At 34.2% G+C, this 15,925-nt stretch carries 11 protein-coding genes and 1 pseudogene; 1 reads left to right on the top strand and 11 read right to left on the bottom strand.

What is annotated here, in order from left to right:
• Positions 1 to 841: 841 nt before the first annotated feature.
• The 11 genes and pseudogenes from AC075J_RS11945 to AC075J_RS11895 all read right to left on the bottom strand — a co-directional run bounded on the left by AC075J_RS11945 (position 842) and on the right by AC075J_RS11895 (position 14,838).
• The gene (locus tag AC075J_RS11945; protein WP_182437497.1) at positions 842 to 4,300 is read right to left on the bottom strand and encodes an AAA family ATPase; all 3,459 of its coding nucleotides are present in this window, start codon (positions 4,298 to 4,300) and stop codon (positions 842 to 844) included.
• Positions 4,284 to 5,729: a serine protease family protein gene (locus AC075J_RS11940; protein ID WP_118585650.1), complete on the bottom strand. Its 1,446-nt coding sequence runs from the start codon at positions 5,727 to 5,729 to the stop codon at positions 4,284 to 4,286. Before AC075J_RS11940 ends, AC075J_RS11945 begins: the two co-directional genes overlap by 17 nt.
• Positions 5,713 to 6,909 carry a ComEC/Rec2 family competence protein gene (locus AC075J_RS11935; RefSeq protein WP_118585647.1) on the bottom strand — a complete coding sequence of 399 codons (1,197 nt, stop codon included), beginning with the start codon at positions 6,907 to 6,909 and terminating at the stop codon, positions 5,713 to 5,715. Before AC075J_RS11935 ends, AC075J_RS11940 begins: the two co-directional genes overlap by 17 nt.
• Positions 6,881 to 9,421 (bottom strand): DEAD/DEAH box helicase family protein, encoded by a 2,541-nt coding sequence (locus tag AC075J_RS11930; protein WP_118585644.1) that lies wholly within the window; start codon positions 9,419 to 9,421, stop codon positions 6,881 to 6,883. The genes AC075J_RS11935 and AC075J_RS11930 overlap by 29 nt, the downstream gene beginning before the upstream one ends.
• Positions 9,391 to 9,979 (bottom strand): annotated as a pseudogene (locus AC075J_RS11925) (class I SAM-dependent methyltransferase). The gene AC075J_RS11930 and the pseudogene AC075J_RS11925 overlap by 31 nt, the downstream one beginning before the upstream one ends.
• A 254-nt stretch (positions 9,980 to 10,233) precedes the next feature.
• Positions 10,234 to 10,836 carry an HDIG domain-containing metalloprotein gene (locus tag AC075J_RS11920; protein WP_118611684.1) on the bottom strand — a complete coding sequence of 201 codons (603 nt, stop codon included), beginning with the start codon at positions 10,834 to 10,836 and terminating at the stop codon, positions 10,234 to 10,236.
• Between the two features lie 84 nt (positions 10,837 to 10,920).
• Entirely contained in the window at positions 10,921 to 11,442 is a 522-nt protein-coding gene (locus AC075J_RS11915; protein WP_118611686.1) for a cysteine hydrolase family protein, read from the bottom strand.
• Positions 11,443 to 11,605: 163 nt separating this feature from the next.
• Positions 11,606 to 12,082 carry a DUF1653 domain-containing protein gene (locus AC075J_RS11910; protein ID WP_118611685.1) on the bottom strand — a complete coding sequence of 159 codons (477 nt, stop codon included), beginning with the start codon at positions 12,080 to 12,082 and terminating at the stop codon, positions 11,606 to 11,608.
• A gap of 211 nt (positions 12,083 to 12,293) precedes the next feature.
• Entirely contained in the window at positions 12,294 to 13,370 is a 1,077-nt protein-coding gene (locus AC075J_RS11905) for an AAA family ATPase (RefSeq protein ID WP_227567161.1), read from the bottom strand.
• A 113-nt stretch (positions 13,371 to 13,483) separates the two neighbouring features.
• Positions 13,484 to 13,825, bottom strand: coding sequence for an arsenate reductase family protein (locus AC075J_RS11900; RefSeq protein WP_118633031.1), 342 nt, complete (start codon positions 13,823 to 13,825; stop codon positions 13,484 to 13,486).
• 248 nt (positions 13,826 to 14,073) lie between these two features.
• A complete protein-coding gene (locus AC075J_RS11895) occupies positions 14,074 to 14,838 on the bottom strand; it encodes a PIN domain-containing protein (RefSeq protein ID WP_118611020.1) in 765 nt (254 codons plus the stop codon).
• A 460-nt stretch (positions 14,839 to 15,298) separates the two neighbouring features.
• Between AC075J_RS11895 and AC075J_RS11890 the strand changes: the two genes are divergently transcribed.
• Positions 15,299 to 15,925 (top strand): phosphoenolpyruvate carboxykinase (ATP) (locus AC075J_RS11890; protein ID WP_476390353.1); only part of this gene is annotated, 627 nt, incomplete at its 3' end.

Below are 15,925 nucleotides of genomic sequence, written 5' to 3'. Positions count from 1 at the left end.
GACAACTTCTAATATTAATATATTTATGAAAGAATTCTTCCAACAATTCAAGCGATCCACAATATTCAAACTCTATTGCGCTAAACTCCAATGTCACATTACATTTATAGACTTTTCATCAACTTTTTACTAATTCATTATTTTATTTATCGGTTAGTTAGATGGTCAGACCCCAATGTGGTCAACCTAGCATCCATTGTTCATACCCTCATTGGTACTGCTCGGGTCTCCGACTACCTGCATTTCTTTTGTAAAGTATACAAGTACTGGAATCTTCACTCTGGAATCCTCTGGTCTTCCCATAAGTATCTCTCACCTCCAATACACCATTTGATTTTTCTTCAAGGATCAACAGGCTTTACAGCATTTCTAGGCAATAGCTATATTTTTCCTTTTTTCTGCTCCAAGTACCCTTCCTTGATTACATAATAAGGAAATTCTTCTTGACGATATTCCCCATAGTTTAGACATTTCTGCTGTTATTATGTACTCCTTAGTTTTCCTCCAAAACACACTATCTTTAGATATAAGTATATTCCTTTATCAGAATAGCTTCAATCAAAATAAATCCGCCATACCACTGAAGAACCACATATGTTGGAACCTTCACTCTTTTAAGCTGAGATGTAATATTGGCAATAATCAGGTTATTGGAATGTTCATTTCCTGCATTGTTCTGTACCGGTATTTCACGAGGTCTTTCCCTAGTGTTTTTTCCTTCCTAATTTATTATTACTTTAATCATAATTTTTCTTTGCCGCGATCACTTTCGCCTGTACCTTTTCATTCTTTTTCTTCCAATGTTTTCCTGCTTGTTTTTGCTATTCTTGCTGCTACCTAATCATTCAATCCATTTAATTCCTTTTCCGCTGGGTAATTTTAAAAAACAAGAACTATAATATTCCCCACTAAGTTTACGCTGAAGAATACGGAAAATTTTTTCATCATGCGTAGAAATCACAATTTGCCAATTCGAATTATCAATAAGACTTCTCATTAAATCCGCAAATCCTAATATGTTCATATCATCGAAATGTCCAATTGGATCATCAATAAATATTGTTTGTATCGGAAGATTATTTTTTCTATCTAATGCTCTACTAAAAAAAGAACTAAACGCAACTGTATTTAGCTGTGCCGTACTAAAATATATTTCGGGTCTATAATCTGAATCTGAATCTGATTCACTTTCTGATAAAGTAATAAATAGTTCACCTTTTTGAGCATCATTAAAAGAAAGATGATATTCCAAGCGTTTCATAACATCATGTGGATCAATTTTTTGATAGATTTCATTCATAGTTGATTTACTAAAATATAAACTAAGCTCTTTTTCAAGATTTTTCTGTATCTTATCCAATTCCACAATTTTATTTTCCTTCTCTATTTGTAATTTTTCTGACCTTCTTTCTGCATTCCACATAGCTCTTTTATTTTGTTTATAGTTGGTAAAATAAAATCTAGCCGTATTTTCTTCAGAAATTTGACATAAAAGTTCTATCCTAATCCCTAGTTCAACCTTTTCCGCATTATATTTATCTCCCATTTCCAAAAATTCATTTTCTGTGTAATTTTTATATATTGTAAAATCAGAAACAGTTAATTCCATCTTAGCAACTGTTTGCGTTATGTTCTCCAATTCATTTTCTAACACATTAATATTTAACACTTTAAATTCCGTTAATTGCTCCAGTTCATTTTTTAAATGACTAAGTTTATTATTAATATCCGTATTTTTTCTAATTAGTACTTCATAATTTTCATCAAATTGCATATTTATATTCAAAGCAAAACTTACTAACGGAAATTTAGAAGTATCACTTACTATTTCCGATTTTTGATGTTTATAATCATTCAACATCACTTGTATGTTTTGTTCAGTAGTTAAATATTTTTTTATTTGCGCACTTACTACTTGAGTTATTTTTTCCTCATTCAATTTTTTTTCTTTTACTAATGCATAAAAATTGAAAATCTCTTGTTGTGTGTCATATATTTCTATTTTATTAATCTGAAACCATTTCACTAAATGTTTTTCTTTATCTTCTAATGTTTTTAAATGTTTTCTATTATTTTCATAACTTTCTTCACCCCCCATCCTATTGTTCATTAAAGCCTCTATTTCATTTCTTCCTTTTTCAATTTCGGTTTGGAGAAACTTTAAAATTTCCTCTCGAATCACATTATAGCGACTTACTATAACATTTTGGCTTTTTACAAGTCTTTCAATAGCTTCATTATCATTTCCTACAAGTTCGGATTCTTCAATTTTTTTCCACAAAGCCTCCCATGATTCAAATTTACTATGACATAATGGGCATTCACAATTTTCCTTATGTATTTTTTGATATTTTGCTCCATCTTCTTTAATTAAAAGGAACGTACGCTTCATCTTAGATATACTTTCTTTTTCAGCCAATATGCTATTTTCAAGCAATCTGTAATCCATTCGTAAACTATCAATTTGTTCAATTATAATTGGCTTAAGCAATTCCCTCCATTCAGAAATTTTAGACACAGTCCATTCATCAATAGTAAATGGAACATTCTTTTTTTCTAATAAATCAAGTCTTTTTTCCAATTTGAAAATTTTTTCATTTATGTCCTTTATATACTCTTTCTTTACATCAAATGTTTCTTTTCCTATTTGTATAGAAGATCGAGTTTCTTGCAACTCATTAAATTTATTAACACCTAATTCTTCCGTTTCAAGTATTGCTTTAAATTTGGAGATATTTTTTTCTCGTAATTGTTTTTCCTCATTCAATTTTTCTATTTCTTTTTGAACAGAGAAATGCATATTATTTAATTTTTTTATTTCTTCTTCAGCATTTTTATATTTTCGAGCCAAATTTATAATATTTTCTTTTCCAACTTCTAAAATTGAATTATAAGGATATAAAGTCTCCATAACTTTAAGATGATTTTCTTTAGTATTTGTATATTCCCTCTCTAATTTCTCTAGTTTCTTTTTATTTTCTATCAAGCTACTTATTTTAGAAATTCGTTCTTTCAAGCTCTTTATTGTGTTTAAACGTTTCTTATATTCTTTAAAACCCATTGTGTTTAATTCATTATACAATATCAGATGATCCTTAAGAATATTTAATTGCCTATTATAGTCTCTAATTATTTTTTTTACTTCATTTAACAATTCATCATATTCTGTTTCTGTCGATAAGCTTGTAATATTGGGAAGAATCGTCTCTGATCTTTTATTAAAAGCACTAATCAGTTTCTGAATATTCTTAAAGTTAGACTCGCTTTTTTCAAGTTTCTTCCTTTCATTTTCCAATCTTGCAATTTCTTTTTTTATTTCAATAAGCGATTTATCTATTACACTGATATCCTTACCTATTCTTTCAAAATATTTTCTTTCTTCATTTAATTCAGGAGTACTATTAAACCATTCTATATACCTTTCTTCTGGTTTACTAGCCGATATAAAACTATCAATTTTAGCATGTGGAAGAAGAATATTATCCCACTTATTATTGTCCTTTTTTAACCCAACAATATCTTTAGCTTTTTTTCCGGATGCAGCAACCACATCTGTATCTGTCCCATTTTCTTTAAGAGTATGAACTTTTCTATGTATTTCTTCACCATTATCCAAGAAAATACTTGCGTATGCTTCTTCGTATGCTTTTTCTCTATTATGATAAATTGGACCTTTAAATTTAGATATTTTTTCTGTGTTTTTTAAATAAGATACTTCACCTTTCAAAGCATATTCAACTCCATCAAATAAGCTAGTTTTACCAACTCCATTAGGTGCATAAATAACTACAAACGATGCAGGTTTTTTATCCTGATCAACCAAATTAAATTCTACACATCCTTTATACCCTCTGAAATTCTTTAATTTTATTTTTTTTACCCGCATTTTTTTATTTTCGTATTCTGTGACTTCTGATACTGCAAGATGAAATATTTTTTCCTCAACATAATTACGCTCAACATACAAGTCCTCTTGAAAATTATCATAAACATACTTTTTGGCACAAAATGGATTATACTCGATCTCTCTTTTTATTTCTTTCATAACAGTTTTCTTCACAAAATGGATTATATAAAAGTTGCTTCTTTCAATAAGCAATTCTGTTTGGCTTTGAATATTTACAGCTACAAAAGAATCTATCTGATTCCATCCCTTTAATAATTGCTCTTCTGAATCCCAATTTACTAAAAATAAATGTGAATTATATCCGCCATTCATTCTCCGTGTATAATAATGAATTCTAAATTCTTTACATTCAGCATAATCATCTAAATTTATTTCCTTACTCCAAGTGTTCATCCAGAACCTCCCATGCATCTTTAATTAATTCATTAAATTTTCCTCTCATTTTTTCTATATTTCCATTTCCATCATAAATTACAGTATCAAATAGCTCTCCCATTCCAATCATTGCAATATTACTTTCTTCAATATCGCCATCTACAATATTAAAAAAATCATTTTTCTCACTCAACTTTTTTTTCTGTCTTGGCGTATTTGCAATACTGACAATAATTCTTCGGATTTCACTTCTTCTTATCGTTTTGGTATAATACACAGAAGATTGGCCATTCCATAATAAAATAATTCCGCTCTCATTCTTTAGAGTCTTTTTCAAAAGCGCCTTTTCAAGTAATAATTGTATGCATCTGCTTACCTTTTCTTCCGTACACAAAAATTCAATTCGAATTGTATATCCATCTTGTTTATCAGAAATTTTAATATCAGAAAGTTCTTCCGGATTTAACCCTAATATCTCGCAAAAGCATATGGCCCTTGTAAGTTGCCCTTTCCAATAGTGTTTACAACTTTTTCTATCTGTTTTACATAATAAGTCAGCAGATTCAATAGATTTTTCATGTATACATTGTGATGGCAATAATTTTTTATCTTCAATTAAAGTATCTACTGAATCTTGAAGAAAATTTCTGACATCTTCAGAAAACTCTTCAACTTGTTCAAGTATATCTTGTTTATATGGCATAAATGAATTTGGAATAGCTGGTTGCATATCAAGTTTCTCAATCGCTCTAAAAAAAACATTACTAGAGATTATCCACACTCGACTTCCAGCACTCTCCTCACCTGCTGCACCTGATAAACATCCTGTAAAATATACTTTTTCATTTTCTCTTTGAAAAAGACCAGTCCCTGAATATCCTGACATTTCATCATGCCTAGAAACTCCTCTCTCTCTAGTTGGAGCCTCATAATTCAACACATATCTATCAGATATGACATTCCCCACTTTTCCAGTTATACTAATACAAGTACCTTCTATTTCCGTAGACTTCGAATTCATAGCTTGCGGATATCCCCACCCATATACTGTTTCATTTAAAACAGCATCTCTAAATTCATACGTTGGTAATTCTTTCATCCAGTTCTCCCATGGAAATGAAATCACGGCTATATCATTGTTCAAATTATAACTATTATAAGAATCAGGTATATATACCCATCGTTCATTTGCATTTTTTTGATCGACTTTATCAAAAGCCCCTTCAATTAAATGGTTATCATATTTTTGATCGTAAAAATCTAGAAATAAATATACTTCCCCATTTATATCAAAGCAGTCACTTATAACATGAGCAGCAGTAAATACGCATACTCTTTCATTTAGATTTCTTATATAAAGAATCCCTGTCCCTTTCAATTTCTCCCTATTACCAACTGCAATTCTTACAACTAACGCTTTATAGTCCCTATCAGTTCCACTCACCATATATATTCAATCCTTCTTTAATCGAATATGCTTTATCTGATAAATAACATAATCTAAGTTTATCATTTTCAATATAGTTACATTTATCATTTGCTGTAAAATATTTATTATGATAGCAATACTCCCACCATTTATAATTACATAATAGTTGAATACCTGTCACACCCCCTTTTTTCAACATTTTAGCAATTCCTAGTTTTCCCGGAACAGTTAACTGACCTTTTAATGTTCTTCCATTTGAGCTTATCAAATATGTATCTGTCTTTATCAAATTCAAAAGTTGATTAGAAATATTTCTTGAACTTCCATGATGCGATGTTTTCACCGCATCTACTTCAAATTCCGAATTAATTCCAAATCTCTTTAATCCTCTACATATTACGGGCGCAACTGCATCTCCCCAAAATGCAATTTTTGCATCATCATATTCAAATATAAAGCCTATCGAAACTCGGTTTGTTATACTAGAATCTGCTGGAGGAAATTTTTCATTCATGAGATCCTTTAAATCTATATTTAAATTTTGAGGCATATTGGCAGAATATCCTTTTGTCACTGCTCCATCTTCATCAACTTTCTTTGTACATTTAGTAACAAATTGTATTAATTCTTTATCTGATGGGCTAACTATTTTTAAAGAAGCACCGGCTATACAAATGTTTCTACCTGCAAAAACACATCCATCTATTTTATCATCAATTTCTTTTTTCTTAAGTATCTCTAACAATGACACTGCTTCTGAAATTGAATATCCCTTTCCTGATGGTATATAGGTCTTAATTGATTCTTCCAACCCTTCTGATGAAATAGAATCTATTCTAAATTTATCGAGAATATCTTTCTTATTATTAAAATAAATGGTATCAACACATTTTTTTAACACTTCTGCATTACTTATCCCAATTCCTTTTATTAATCCTCGAATATGATCTCCATCAATATGTGTAACAAAAATATCAACCTTTTCATTTCTTTCAGCTATATTTTCTATTATTGAAGCAATGTCTCCTCCATTGGATTCTACGCCTCCATCAATTATTATATTATGTCTTGTTCCCTCTTTTTTTCCATATCTAACCCAAAGACAATCTCCCTCATTTGCTGGAAGTAAATAAACATCTACCATAATAATATGCCTTTCCTTATCATATTCATAATAATTCATTAAAATCTTTTGCATAATTGTATGCTTCTTTCATACATGTAGCTTCTTTTATATAATCTATATATCGTTTTCGATAATAATCCATTACCCTATACTCAATCACATCTTTCATCTGCTCTGCTAACACAGAATTCTTTATAATTTCTTTCATTTCATCCCTTAATACCAGCGCTGAATCTTCCCTTTTCAAAAAAAATCCTTTTCCTGATTTCACTAAGAAGTTCACTGGCATCTTAATAATCCTTTTAATATGATCTTTATCCGAAATTTTGCAGTACTGCTCATATGTAATCCCTGTATCCAGATCTTTCCAGTTCGTTCCTGTAGAGAAGAATTCTTTCCAACTTGCCAAAAGTTCTGTTTCTGTCACTTCCATTCTTACATCACCATGATTATAGAAAGCCATCAGTACTGGCATTTTGTATACCTTGGTCATATTGGTGTTTTCCAGCAGTTTTATAAATTCTTTTCCTATTCCCTGGAAGAAAGTTTTTTGTTCATCTGTAAGTTCATTTAATTCATTCAGATATTCCAGATACTTTTTAAATGGATTCTCACTTGAACGTGCAATTGCCTTCTGATAAACGTCATCATCCATATATGTAAATAAATCCATTCTGGATGGTTGTTTGCCGAGTAATTCTTTTACTCTGAAATATTCTTTTTTTATCTGATCTTTAAGTGATTGTTGTTTCTTGTCCATTTCTGCAAACAAATCAATTAATTTCATATCAAAATCAACAAAACAATCATCCGGATAATCTGTTTTATCTGCTGGAGAATAGGTTTGTTTCTCTGCTTTACTTTTTCCTGTCAGTAAGTATCTGACTCTTCCTGCCTTTTCGTAATTGCCGATGAAGTCCAGGACATTGAGATATTCTTTTCCTTTACTTCTCCGCAATCCTCTTCCAAGTTGCTGCAGGAATACTATTGGAGATTCCGTCGGACGGAGAAACATTACCATATCTACAGAGGGAATATCTACGCCTTCGTTGAACATATCCACCGAAAAGACGACTTTGATTTTTCCACTTTCCAATTTCTCAATTGCTTCTGTTCTGTCCATGGAGAATTCTCCATTTGCATTACTGTAAACTGCTGCTGATGGGATTCCTCTTCTGCTGAATTCCTTTGCCATTTCTTCTGCATGTTTTCTGGAACAGCAGAAGCCTAATGCCTGTTTTGAACCATATTTACAGTAATATTTGTAAATCAGATCATGTCTGTAAGCATTTCCTATGTATGTTTTGTTCAGTTCTTCTTCCGCATATTTTCCTCTGACTATATGCAGTTTGGTATAGTCTGTCTCGTCGTAGATTCCGTAATAGTGAAATGGAACCAGCATTCCTTTATTGATGCCATCTTTTAATGAAATCTCATACGGCACATTATAATCACAGATTTCATATATATTTTTGCCATCCATTCTCTCAGGTGTTGCTGTCAGTCCGAGGAGAAATTGGGGTTTAAAATACTCTACGATTTTTCTGTACTGATCATTGACTGCATGATGGAATTCGTCGATTACTACGTAGTTGAAGTAATCCGGTGCAAAGTATTTTTCATTCAGGTATTCTGATTTTCCGAGAGTTGCTACTGAAGCAAAGATAACTGATTTATCCGTGCATTTCTCATCTCCTGTAAAGAATCCATAATCCTCCGAATTTCTTACATTTCGGAAAGAATCTGCCGCCTGTTTCAGGATTTCCTCTCTGTGTGCAACAAATAAAACCTTTTCATATGGTTTGGAATCAAATGCTGCCAGATAAGTTTTTCCGATACCCGTTGCAGCCTGGATGAGCGCTTTCTTTGCTCCTTCTGCTCTTGTATCTTCCAATGCACAGAGTGCTTCAATCTGTGCCCCTCTTGGTTCATACATTGTTTTAATTTTAGTATCTTCTGTATCCTGTTCAAAGTCATATTTGTCAAGATCTTTTGCAACTGCAGGACGATGCCAGTTCTGGGAATATCTCTTTAATTCTTTATCATCGATTATGATGGAATGGTTTTCAAACAAGTCTTCAAATGTATAAAAAAATTCAGCATAGTTTTCTGGATCTTTTTTGCTGCTAAAACGGTAGTTCCATTCTATTCCTGAAGTCAGTGCACTTCTTGAAATATTGGACGATCCAATGTAAAGTTCACTATGGTCTGCATAATGGAATATGTAAGACTTTGGATGAAAAGAACGGCCTTTTTCGCAGTAAAATCTAAGATCAACTCTGTCACCGAGTTTTCTTTTAATCAGATATAGTGCAGACGGCTGGGTTATTCCGAGATAATTTCCTGTCAGGATTCGGATTTTGGCTCCGCGTTTCAGGGTGTTTTCCAGTTCCTGAAGAAGCATTTTTACTCCTGATTCCATAAGGAATGAAACAATGATATCAACGCTTTCTGCTTTCTTCATACTCTGGATTAACTGATAATATAATTGTCTTCTTTTATCAGGTCCGCCGGTCATGGCATCTGTGGAATATTCATTTTCATATCCGATGTTCATTTTTTCTGCATAATTAAGTTCAGCCATTTTTCCTCACCTCTTCCCGGTCGGACATCTCCTGTGATCCAGTGTTCTCTCTATTTGCAGATTGTGTATCTCCTGTACAAAATCCGCAAATGTGTCTATTGTAAAATCTGTAAAGTATCGTCCGTTTCGCTCTCCCTCATACTCTCCATATTTGAAAGAAGTATAAATCCGTCCACCAGGTTTCAACGCTGTGAGCATTTTCTTGAAAACCTCTTTTAGTTCTTTTTTCGGTAAATGAAGAATGGAAGCACAAGCCCATATGCCGTCGTATTTCTCATTCACTTTCAGTTCCTGAAACAGCATCTGTCTAACTTTGATTCCAGTATGTTTACTCGCAATCTGGCATAACTGTTCGGAACCGTCTATTGCCTCTACCAGATAGCCTTGGTCCAAAAAATATTTCGTGTCCCTTCCTGCGCCGCAACCAAAATCGAGTATATATGCTCCCGGATTAAGCTTTTGCAAAAATTTGTCCTGCATTTCTGTAAACTCTACGGAAACAGTTCCAGACGCAAAGGACTGTGCATTTTCGTTATAGTAATTTAAAGTCTTATTCATTATTTTTATCCAATTTCCAAATGTCTCTTCAGACATTATTTCTCTTTTATATTCTTTACTGCCTAAGTCATCTGATAAAGCTAACTACTTTACGTCATATTATACAATTTTTCGACATAAACGGCAACAATTTTCGTTCGACATTACCTATTATATTCAATTCACTGTAATACAAAAAGAGACATACCTTCTACCTCTGATATGTCCCTTTCTTTCTAAGCAATTCTTGTTACTTTATTATTCAGTTTTAATATTTATGCTTCCGCGTCCATCTCCGCCTTAATCTCATCCTCGCAGTCTGCCATTGCCTGCAGTGTCATAGTGAGCAGCTTCTGCAGTTCCCAGCCAAGTTGTTCGGCTCCTCGCTCGATGACTTCTCTGGAGCATCCTGCTGCGAAGCCCTTGCTTTTATATTTCTTCTTGAGGGATTTGAGTTCCATGTCTTTTGTGCTTTTGGATGGTCTCATAAGTGCTGCTGCCCAGATAAGTCCTGTAAGTTCGTCTGCTGCAAAGAGTACTTTTTCCATTTCGTGTTCCGGTGCTACGTCAATAGTTGCGCCACATCCTACTGTGATGCCGTAACCGTGGGATACAACTGAATGGATCACGTCTTCGCCTACACCTGCTTCGCGGAGCATTTCCGGAGCTTTCAGACAGTGTTCTTCCGGATATAGTTCAAAGTCGATGTCGTGGAGGAGCCCTACAATTCCCCAGTATTCTGCATCTTCGCCATAGCCAAGTTCACTGGCATACCATTTCATTACTGCTTCTACAGTCAGAGCATGCTGAATGTGGAATGGATCCTTGTTGTATTTTTTTAATAATGTAAATGCCTCGTCTCGTGTTATTGTCTTCATTTGTCACTCCTCATATCTGAATTATCAGGTGGATCAAATCATCCGCTTTACTGCTTGTTTATAACTGAATAACTGCTCTGCAGTTTATCTGTCAATCTGGATCTGACATGCTTCCATTGCTTTCAGTGCATTCTCATGACTTTCCGGTGTTACGCCTGCGCAACATTTAGCGTCTACGATGATCGGAACTTCCGGGAGAGATGCTTTAACCAGAAGTGCATTGGAAATAACACAGATGTCTGTGCATAAACCTACGAAGGTGATACTTTCAATTCCCTGATCTTCATCTAACATCTGTAATTCTCCTGCCAGAGTTGTGGAACCGAAAGTTTCTTTATCAATGGGTTCTGTTTTTCTGAGTGCATCTAATTCGCTTCGGATCTGCCATCCTTCGGTGTCACGGATACAGTGCGGTACAGGAAGCTTCTTTCCTTCCTGAGTGTCAAGATAGTAAGTCTCATGGGTGTCTCTGGTAAAAAGAACAACTCCATCAAAATTTTCGATTTTCTCTTTTACACCAGGTACAATGGCAACTGCCTCTTTTGTTCCAAGAGCTCCGTCGATGAAGTCATTCTGCATGTCTACAACTACTAATACCTTCTGCATATTTCCTTCCCTTTCGTTCTTTCTGCACATTTTTTCAGATAATGCTATAAAATCTCTGGAAACGTATGCTGTTATTATTTGTTATTACTATACAACGACAAAGTGTTTTTGTACAGGCAAAAGTGCCTGTTTTACTATAGCAATTCCATAAAATATCAATCATCTATTTTGTAGTATATTTCTCAAATCTATACTTTTGTTTAATATCCGGATATTTGTCTCTGTCTACTTCACTCATAAACATATCATAGGGTCTGGCGCAGATTTTGAAAGGTGCGTAGAGCGCCTGGTAAATCATCAGTTTTTCACCATTTTCTGTATGATGGGCTACTGCAAGGACTTTATAGAGATATTCGGAAGTATCCGGGGATACCCATTCTCTTTTGAAATGCTGTACAATGTCGCCTGCATGGATATCGTGTTCCGGTGGTTCCGATGTGTTTTCATTTTCTGCGCTGTCAGGTTCTTCTGGTTCTGTGTTGAGTTCCATATATTCTTCTTTATCAAGGGAAACCGGGATTCCGGAACGGCCATTGATGTGGACGCCGCCATACCAGGTACCTGTGACCTCACAAATATCGCCTACTTCGTATTCCATGCTACAGTCATTATTTTTCTTTATGATTCTGATCTTTGCCATTTTATCATCTCCTAGCATATAGTTCTTATTTCATGCAACCAGAAAAACACTCTAACACGTTAGATTATATTCTCCAGCAAGTTCTTCATTTAAAACAACCACCTCAACGCCCCATATTTTTCTGACCTTAAGCAATCTGGCTCTTAATTCTGCCAATGGCCCGGCTAGCCACGTAATATCTTCTGCGTTTTTCCTGATTCTGGTATAACGCTCACTTTAATGCCACCCCGATTTCTTCTCGATACAACTGACGGAATGTATCCATAATTGCATTATGTTCCAACAATTCAAATTCCGGTGCTATCTCACATAATACTTTGTTGTTTTCATTTTTATATAAGGAAATGTACTGCAGTTTACTGTCCTGTCTCCGCTTTACTTCAATATATTTAGATAAAAAATAGTCATGTGTAGAAACAAAAATCTGTACACCTTCTGTCTCCAGCATGATCAACAATTCAGCCAGCACCGGAATATATTTCGGATTGATATTTGCTTCTGGCTCGTCCCAAAACAAAACGGATCCCTTCTCCAGTGTCCCGTTTTTTATCAACTGCCATAAAAGAGCAATTTTACGTAATCCTTCTGCTACCAAATTAAATTCTAACTTTGCCTGTGTACCAGGTTTTAAATAAAAACGATCCTCATGCAATGTTACTTTCCCATTACTGATTTTCTGTAAAATATCCAGATATTTTTTCCTTACAGTTGAATCCACTCCTCTGGAAATATCAATTTTGGCAGCCGCAATAATATCCAGATACGTATCATCAAATTCCACATTTCCCATTTTTACTGCAGCATCCAGATTCCAGGCATTTGATAAAATCTCTTTTGCCGGAATAAATACGCTTGTGAGATCAGACATCTGCTTTTCCCATTTCTCTTCTGAATTAATCTCTGCATCCCATTTTCGTGTCTTGGTTGAAAATGTCATTCCTATTTTGGCAGTATCAGATTCCACAGAAACCATGGCTTTATTGCTTCCACTCTTTCCTCTGTTTACCAGACGTCCAATTCCAGACTGATCAGGACGAAATAACATAGTTGTTTTCTGTGAAAAAGACACATCATGTTTGGAAGCCTGACATGCTGCATAGGCTAATTTCATAATATGAGTCTTTCCCACACCATTTTCACCAACTAATACATTTAATCCTTCACAAAAAGGAATCTTTATATCTTCAAATACCGTAAAATTCTCTGCTGCAATCTTTGTTAATGGCATTTCCATCACCTCAATATTTCCATTTTTATAAATCAGTTCATTATATCTGTCGCACGACAATATAAAGTAACTTCTATAATAATTTTATATTATAACACATATAAATATGTCAAACAGCTATTTTATTCAATATAATATTGTAAAATCTGAAAGCTTGTAAAAGGCTATAATTATCACTTCCAGTTCTTCCATATCTCCGGCTGATATCCTACTGTCGCCTGTTTTCCGTTTCTTACCACAGGGACTTTGATGATACTCTGGTTTTCGAGGATTTTCTCTGCTTTGTCTTCCTCTGCGATATAAGTGATCAATGCCAGCAGGTCTTTATCCTTGCAGTCAGTATCTATCAGCTTGTTATAACCACCAACTGCCTGGCAGACAGACTGGAATTCACCTTTACTTAAGCCTTTTTCTTTCATATCTATAAACTGATATTTAATTCCCCGTTCTTTGAAGTAGCGTTCTGCTTTCTTGCTGTCAAAGCTTTTCTTTGTACCAAAAATCTGTATATTCATAATCTAATACTTTCTCCCGTTTTCCATAGAATTGTTGTTCCTGTTCATTTTTAATTTTCGTCCATTTCACAGTTTTTTCAAATTCTCACCACATATTTCTCACATTTTCCGGTTATATTATTACTTGTACAGAGCAAAGAGTAATTGCAAATAAAACTTTTTCTTTTTCATACTTTTGCCGGGAATCGATGAGGTTCCCGGCCTCCTTCTTTTATTCCGTTATTTTTATTCCGTTATTTTTTATTCCGTTAGATTTTCTTTTTAATATGGTTATAGATGTTCAGTCCTTTTGTCTGTCCGTATTTGGAAATGATAGATCTGTAAATCTGCTGTTTTCTGTTTTTGTCTTCTGCATTTTTCTCCACAGTTGTAGAAACATAGTTTACTACTTCCTTTGGCATGCCTGCTTTGTCGAGAACCAATACCAGTTCCTGCTGTAATTTCTTTGTTCCGGCATTCATGTCAATTATCTTTTGTTTTGGCTTTTTTGTATTCTGATTCTCTGATTGTTTGACAGACTGTTTTTCAGGTTGTTCATCCAACTGTTTTTCTGTTTTCTGACCGGATTGTTCGGTCATCTGTCCGTCTTTTTCTTTACCGGTCTGTTTTTTTACCTGTTTCCTTGTATGCACCTGTTTTCCGGAAATCTTCTCATTTCTGGAGACTTTCACATCTTTTTCTGTTTTCCAGAACTCTATAATATGGTCAAATCCTGTATCCTTACTGATTACAACAATTTTACATTCTTCATCCTGACCTGCACACTCTTTTCCTATCAGGTATCCCAGATAAGAGCCCAGATGCATATCTGCTGACTGATTTCCTGTTGGTACTTTATGTGTGATCAGTTTTGACTCTCCGTGATCATTGATAATATCAAGGTCTATTTTTCTGCTGTTATCTGTATAAAATAGATGGATAATATCTGTTTCCCGTAATTTTTCGCATCCTTTGAAGCCTTCACTTCCTACATTTTCATAATCAATTAAATAATAAGTTTTGATAATCTTCATCCTCTCTTTATTTGTTAATGTTCACTCCGTTCACAGTAACCTTTATTTTTCTCTGCTGTATAATACTCTGTCATTTTTCAGCCGGATAATTCTTTCCTATTTTAACATGCATCTTTCTTCGGCACAACCACATAGTGGCAGCTCTCCTGGTTAGTATTTCCTGGTTGTCTTTCCTGCCTGTTCCAGTCAGACAGAATATTATCATATCCACGAATAGTATTCCCATATTGCCGCCATAATAAATTTACATACCTTTTGTGAAAAATGACGGTTTTTTCATCAAATTTGAGTTGATAAATCTTTAACAAATTTCAAAAAAAGGCAAAAATCCTGTTGATTTTAAGCGTTAAATATGTATAATAGTAAAAGAGAAGCGATACCCATTCGCTTTTATGGTAAGGTATCTTAAGCCTGTTTAAACAGGCGCTTTCATTAACGAAGAAAAGAGGTTAAACGTAAGATGGCAAAAATCGATTTAAGCAAGTATGGCATTACCGGAACTACAGAAATTGTCTACAACCCTTCTTATGAAGTATTATTTGAAGAAGAAACCAAACCGGAACTGGAAGGCTTTGAAAAAGGTCAGGTCAGCGAACTTGGTGCAGTTAACGTTATGACAGGTATCTACACAGGACGTTCTCCTAAAGATAAATATATCGTTATGGATGAGAACTCCAAAGATACAGTATGGTGGACAACAGACGAATACAAAAACGATAACCATCCTGCAACTCAGGAAGCATGGAATGCAGTAAAAGAAATCGCTAAAAAAGAGCTCTCCAACAAGAGACTTTTCGTAGTAGATGCATTCTGCGGTGCTAACAAAGATACTCGTATGGCTATCCGTTTCATCGTTGAAGTTGCTTGGCAGGCACATTTCGTAACAAATATGTTCATCCAGCCAACAGCTGAAGAACTTGAAAACTTCGAGCCAGATTTCGTTGTATACAACGCTTCCAAAGCTAAAGTTGAAAACTATAAGGAATTAGGCCTTAACTCTGAAACAGCTGTAATGTTCAACATCACAACTAAAGAGCAGGTTATCGTAAACACATGGTACGGCGGAGAAATGAAGAAAGGTATGTTC

It is taken from the genome of Blautia sp. ZXY-1-C6 (assembly GCF_056339875.1).
The sequence above is the reverse complement of the archived record's forward strand: the minus strand, read 5'-3'. Positions and strand labels throughout refer to the sequence as shown.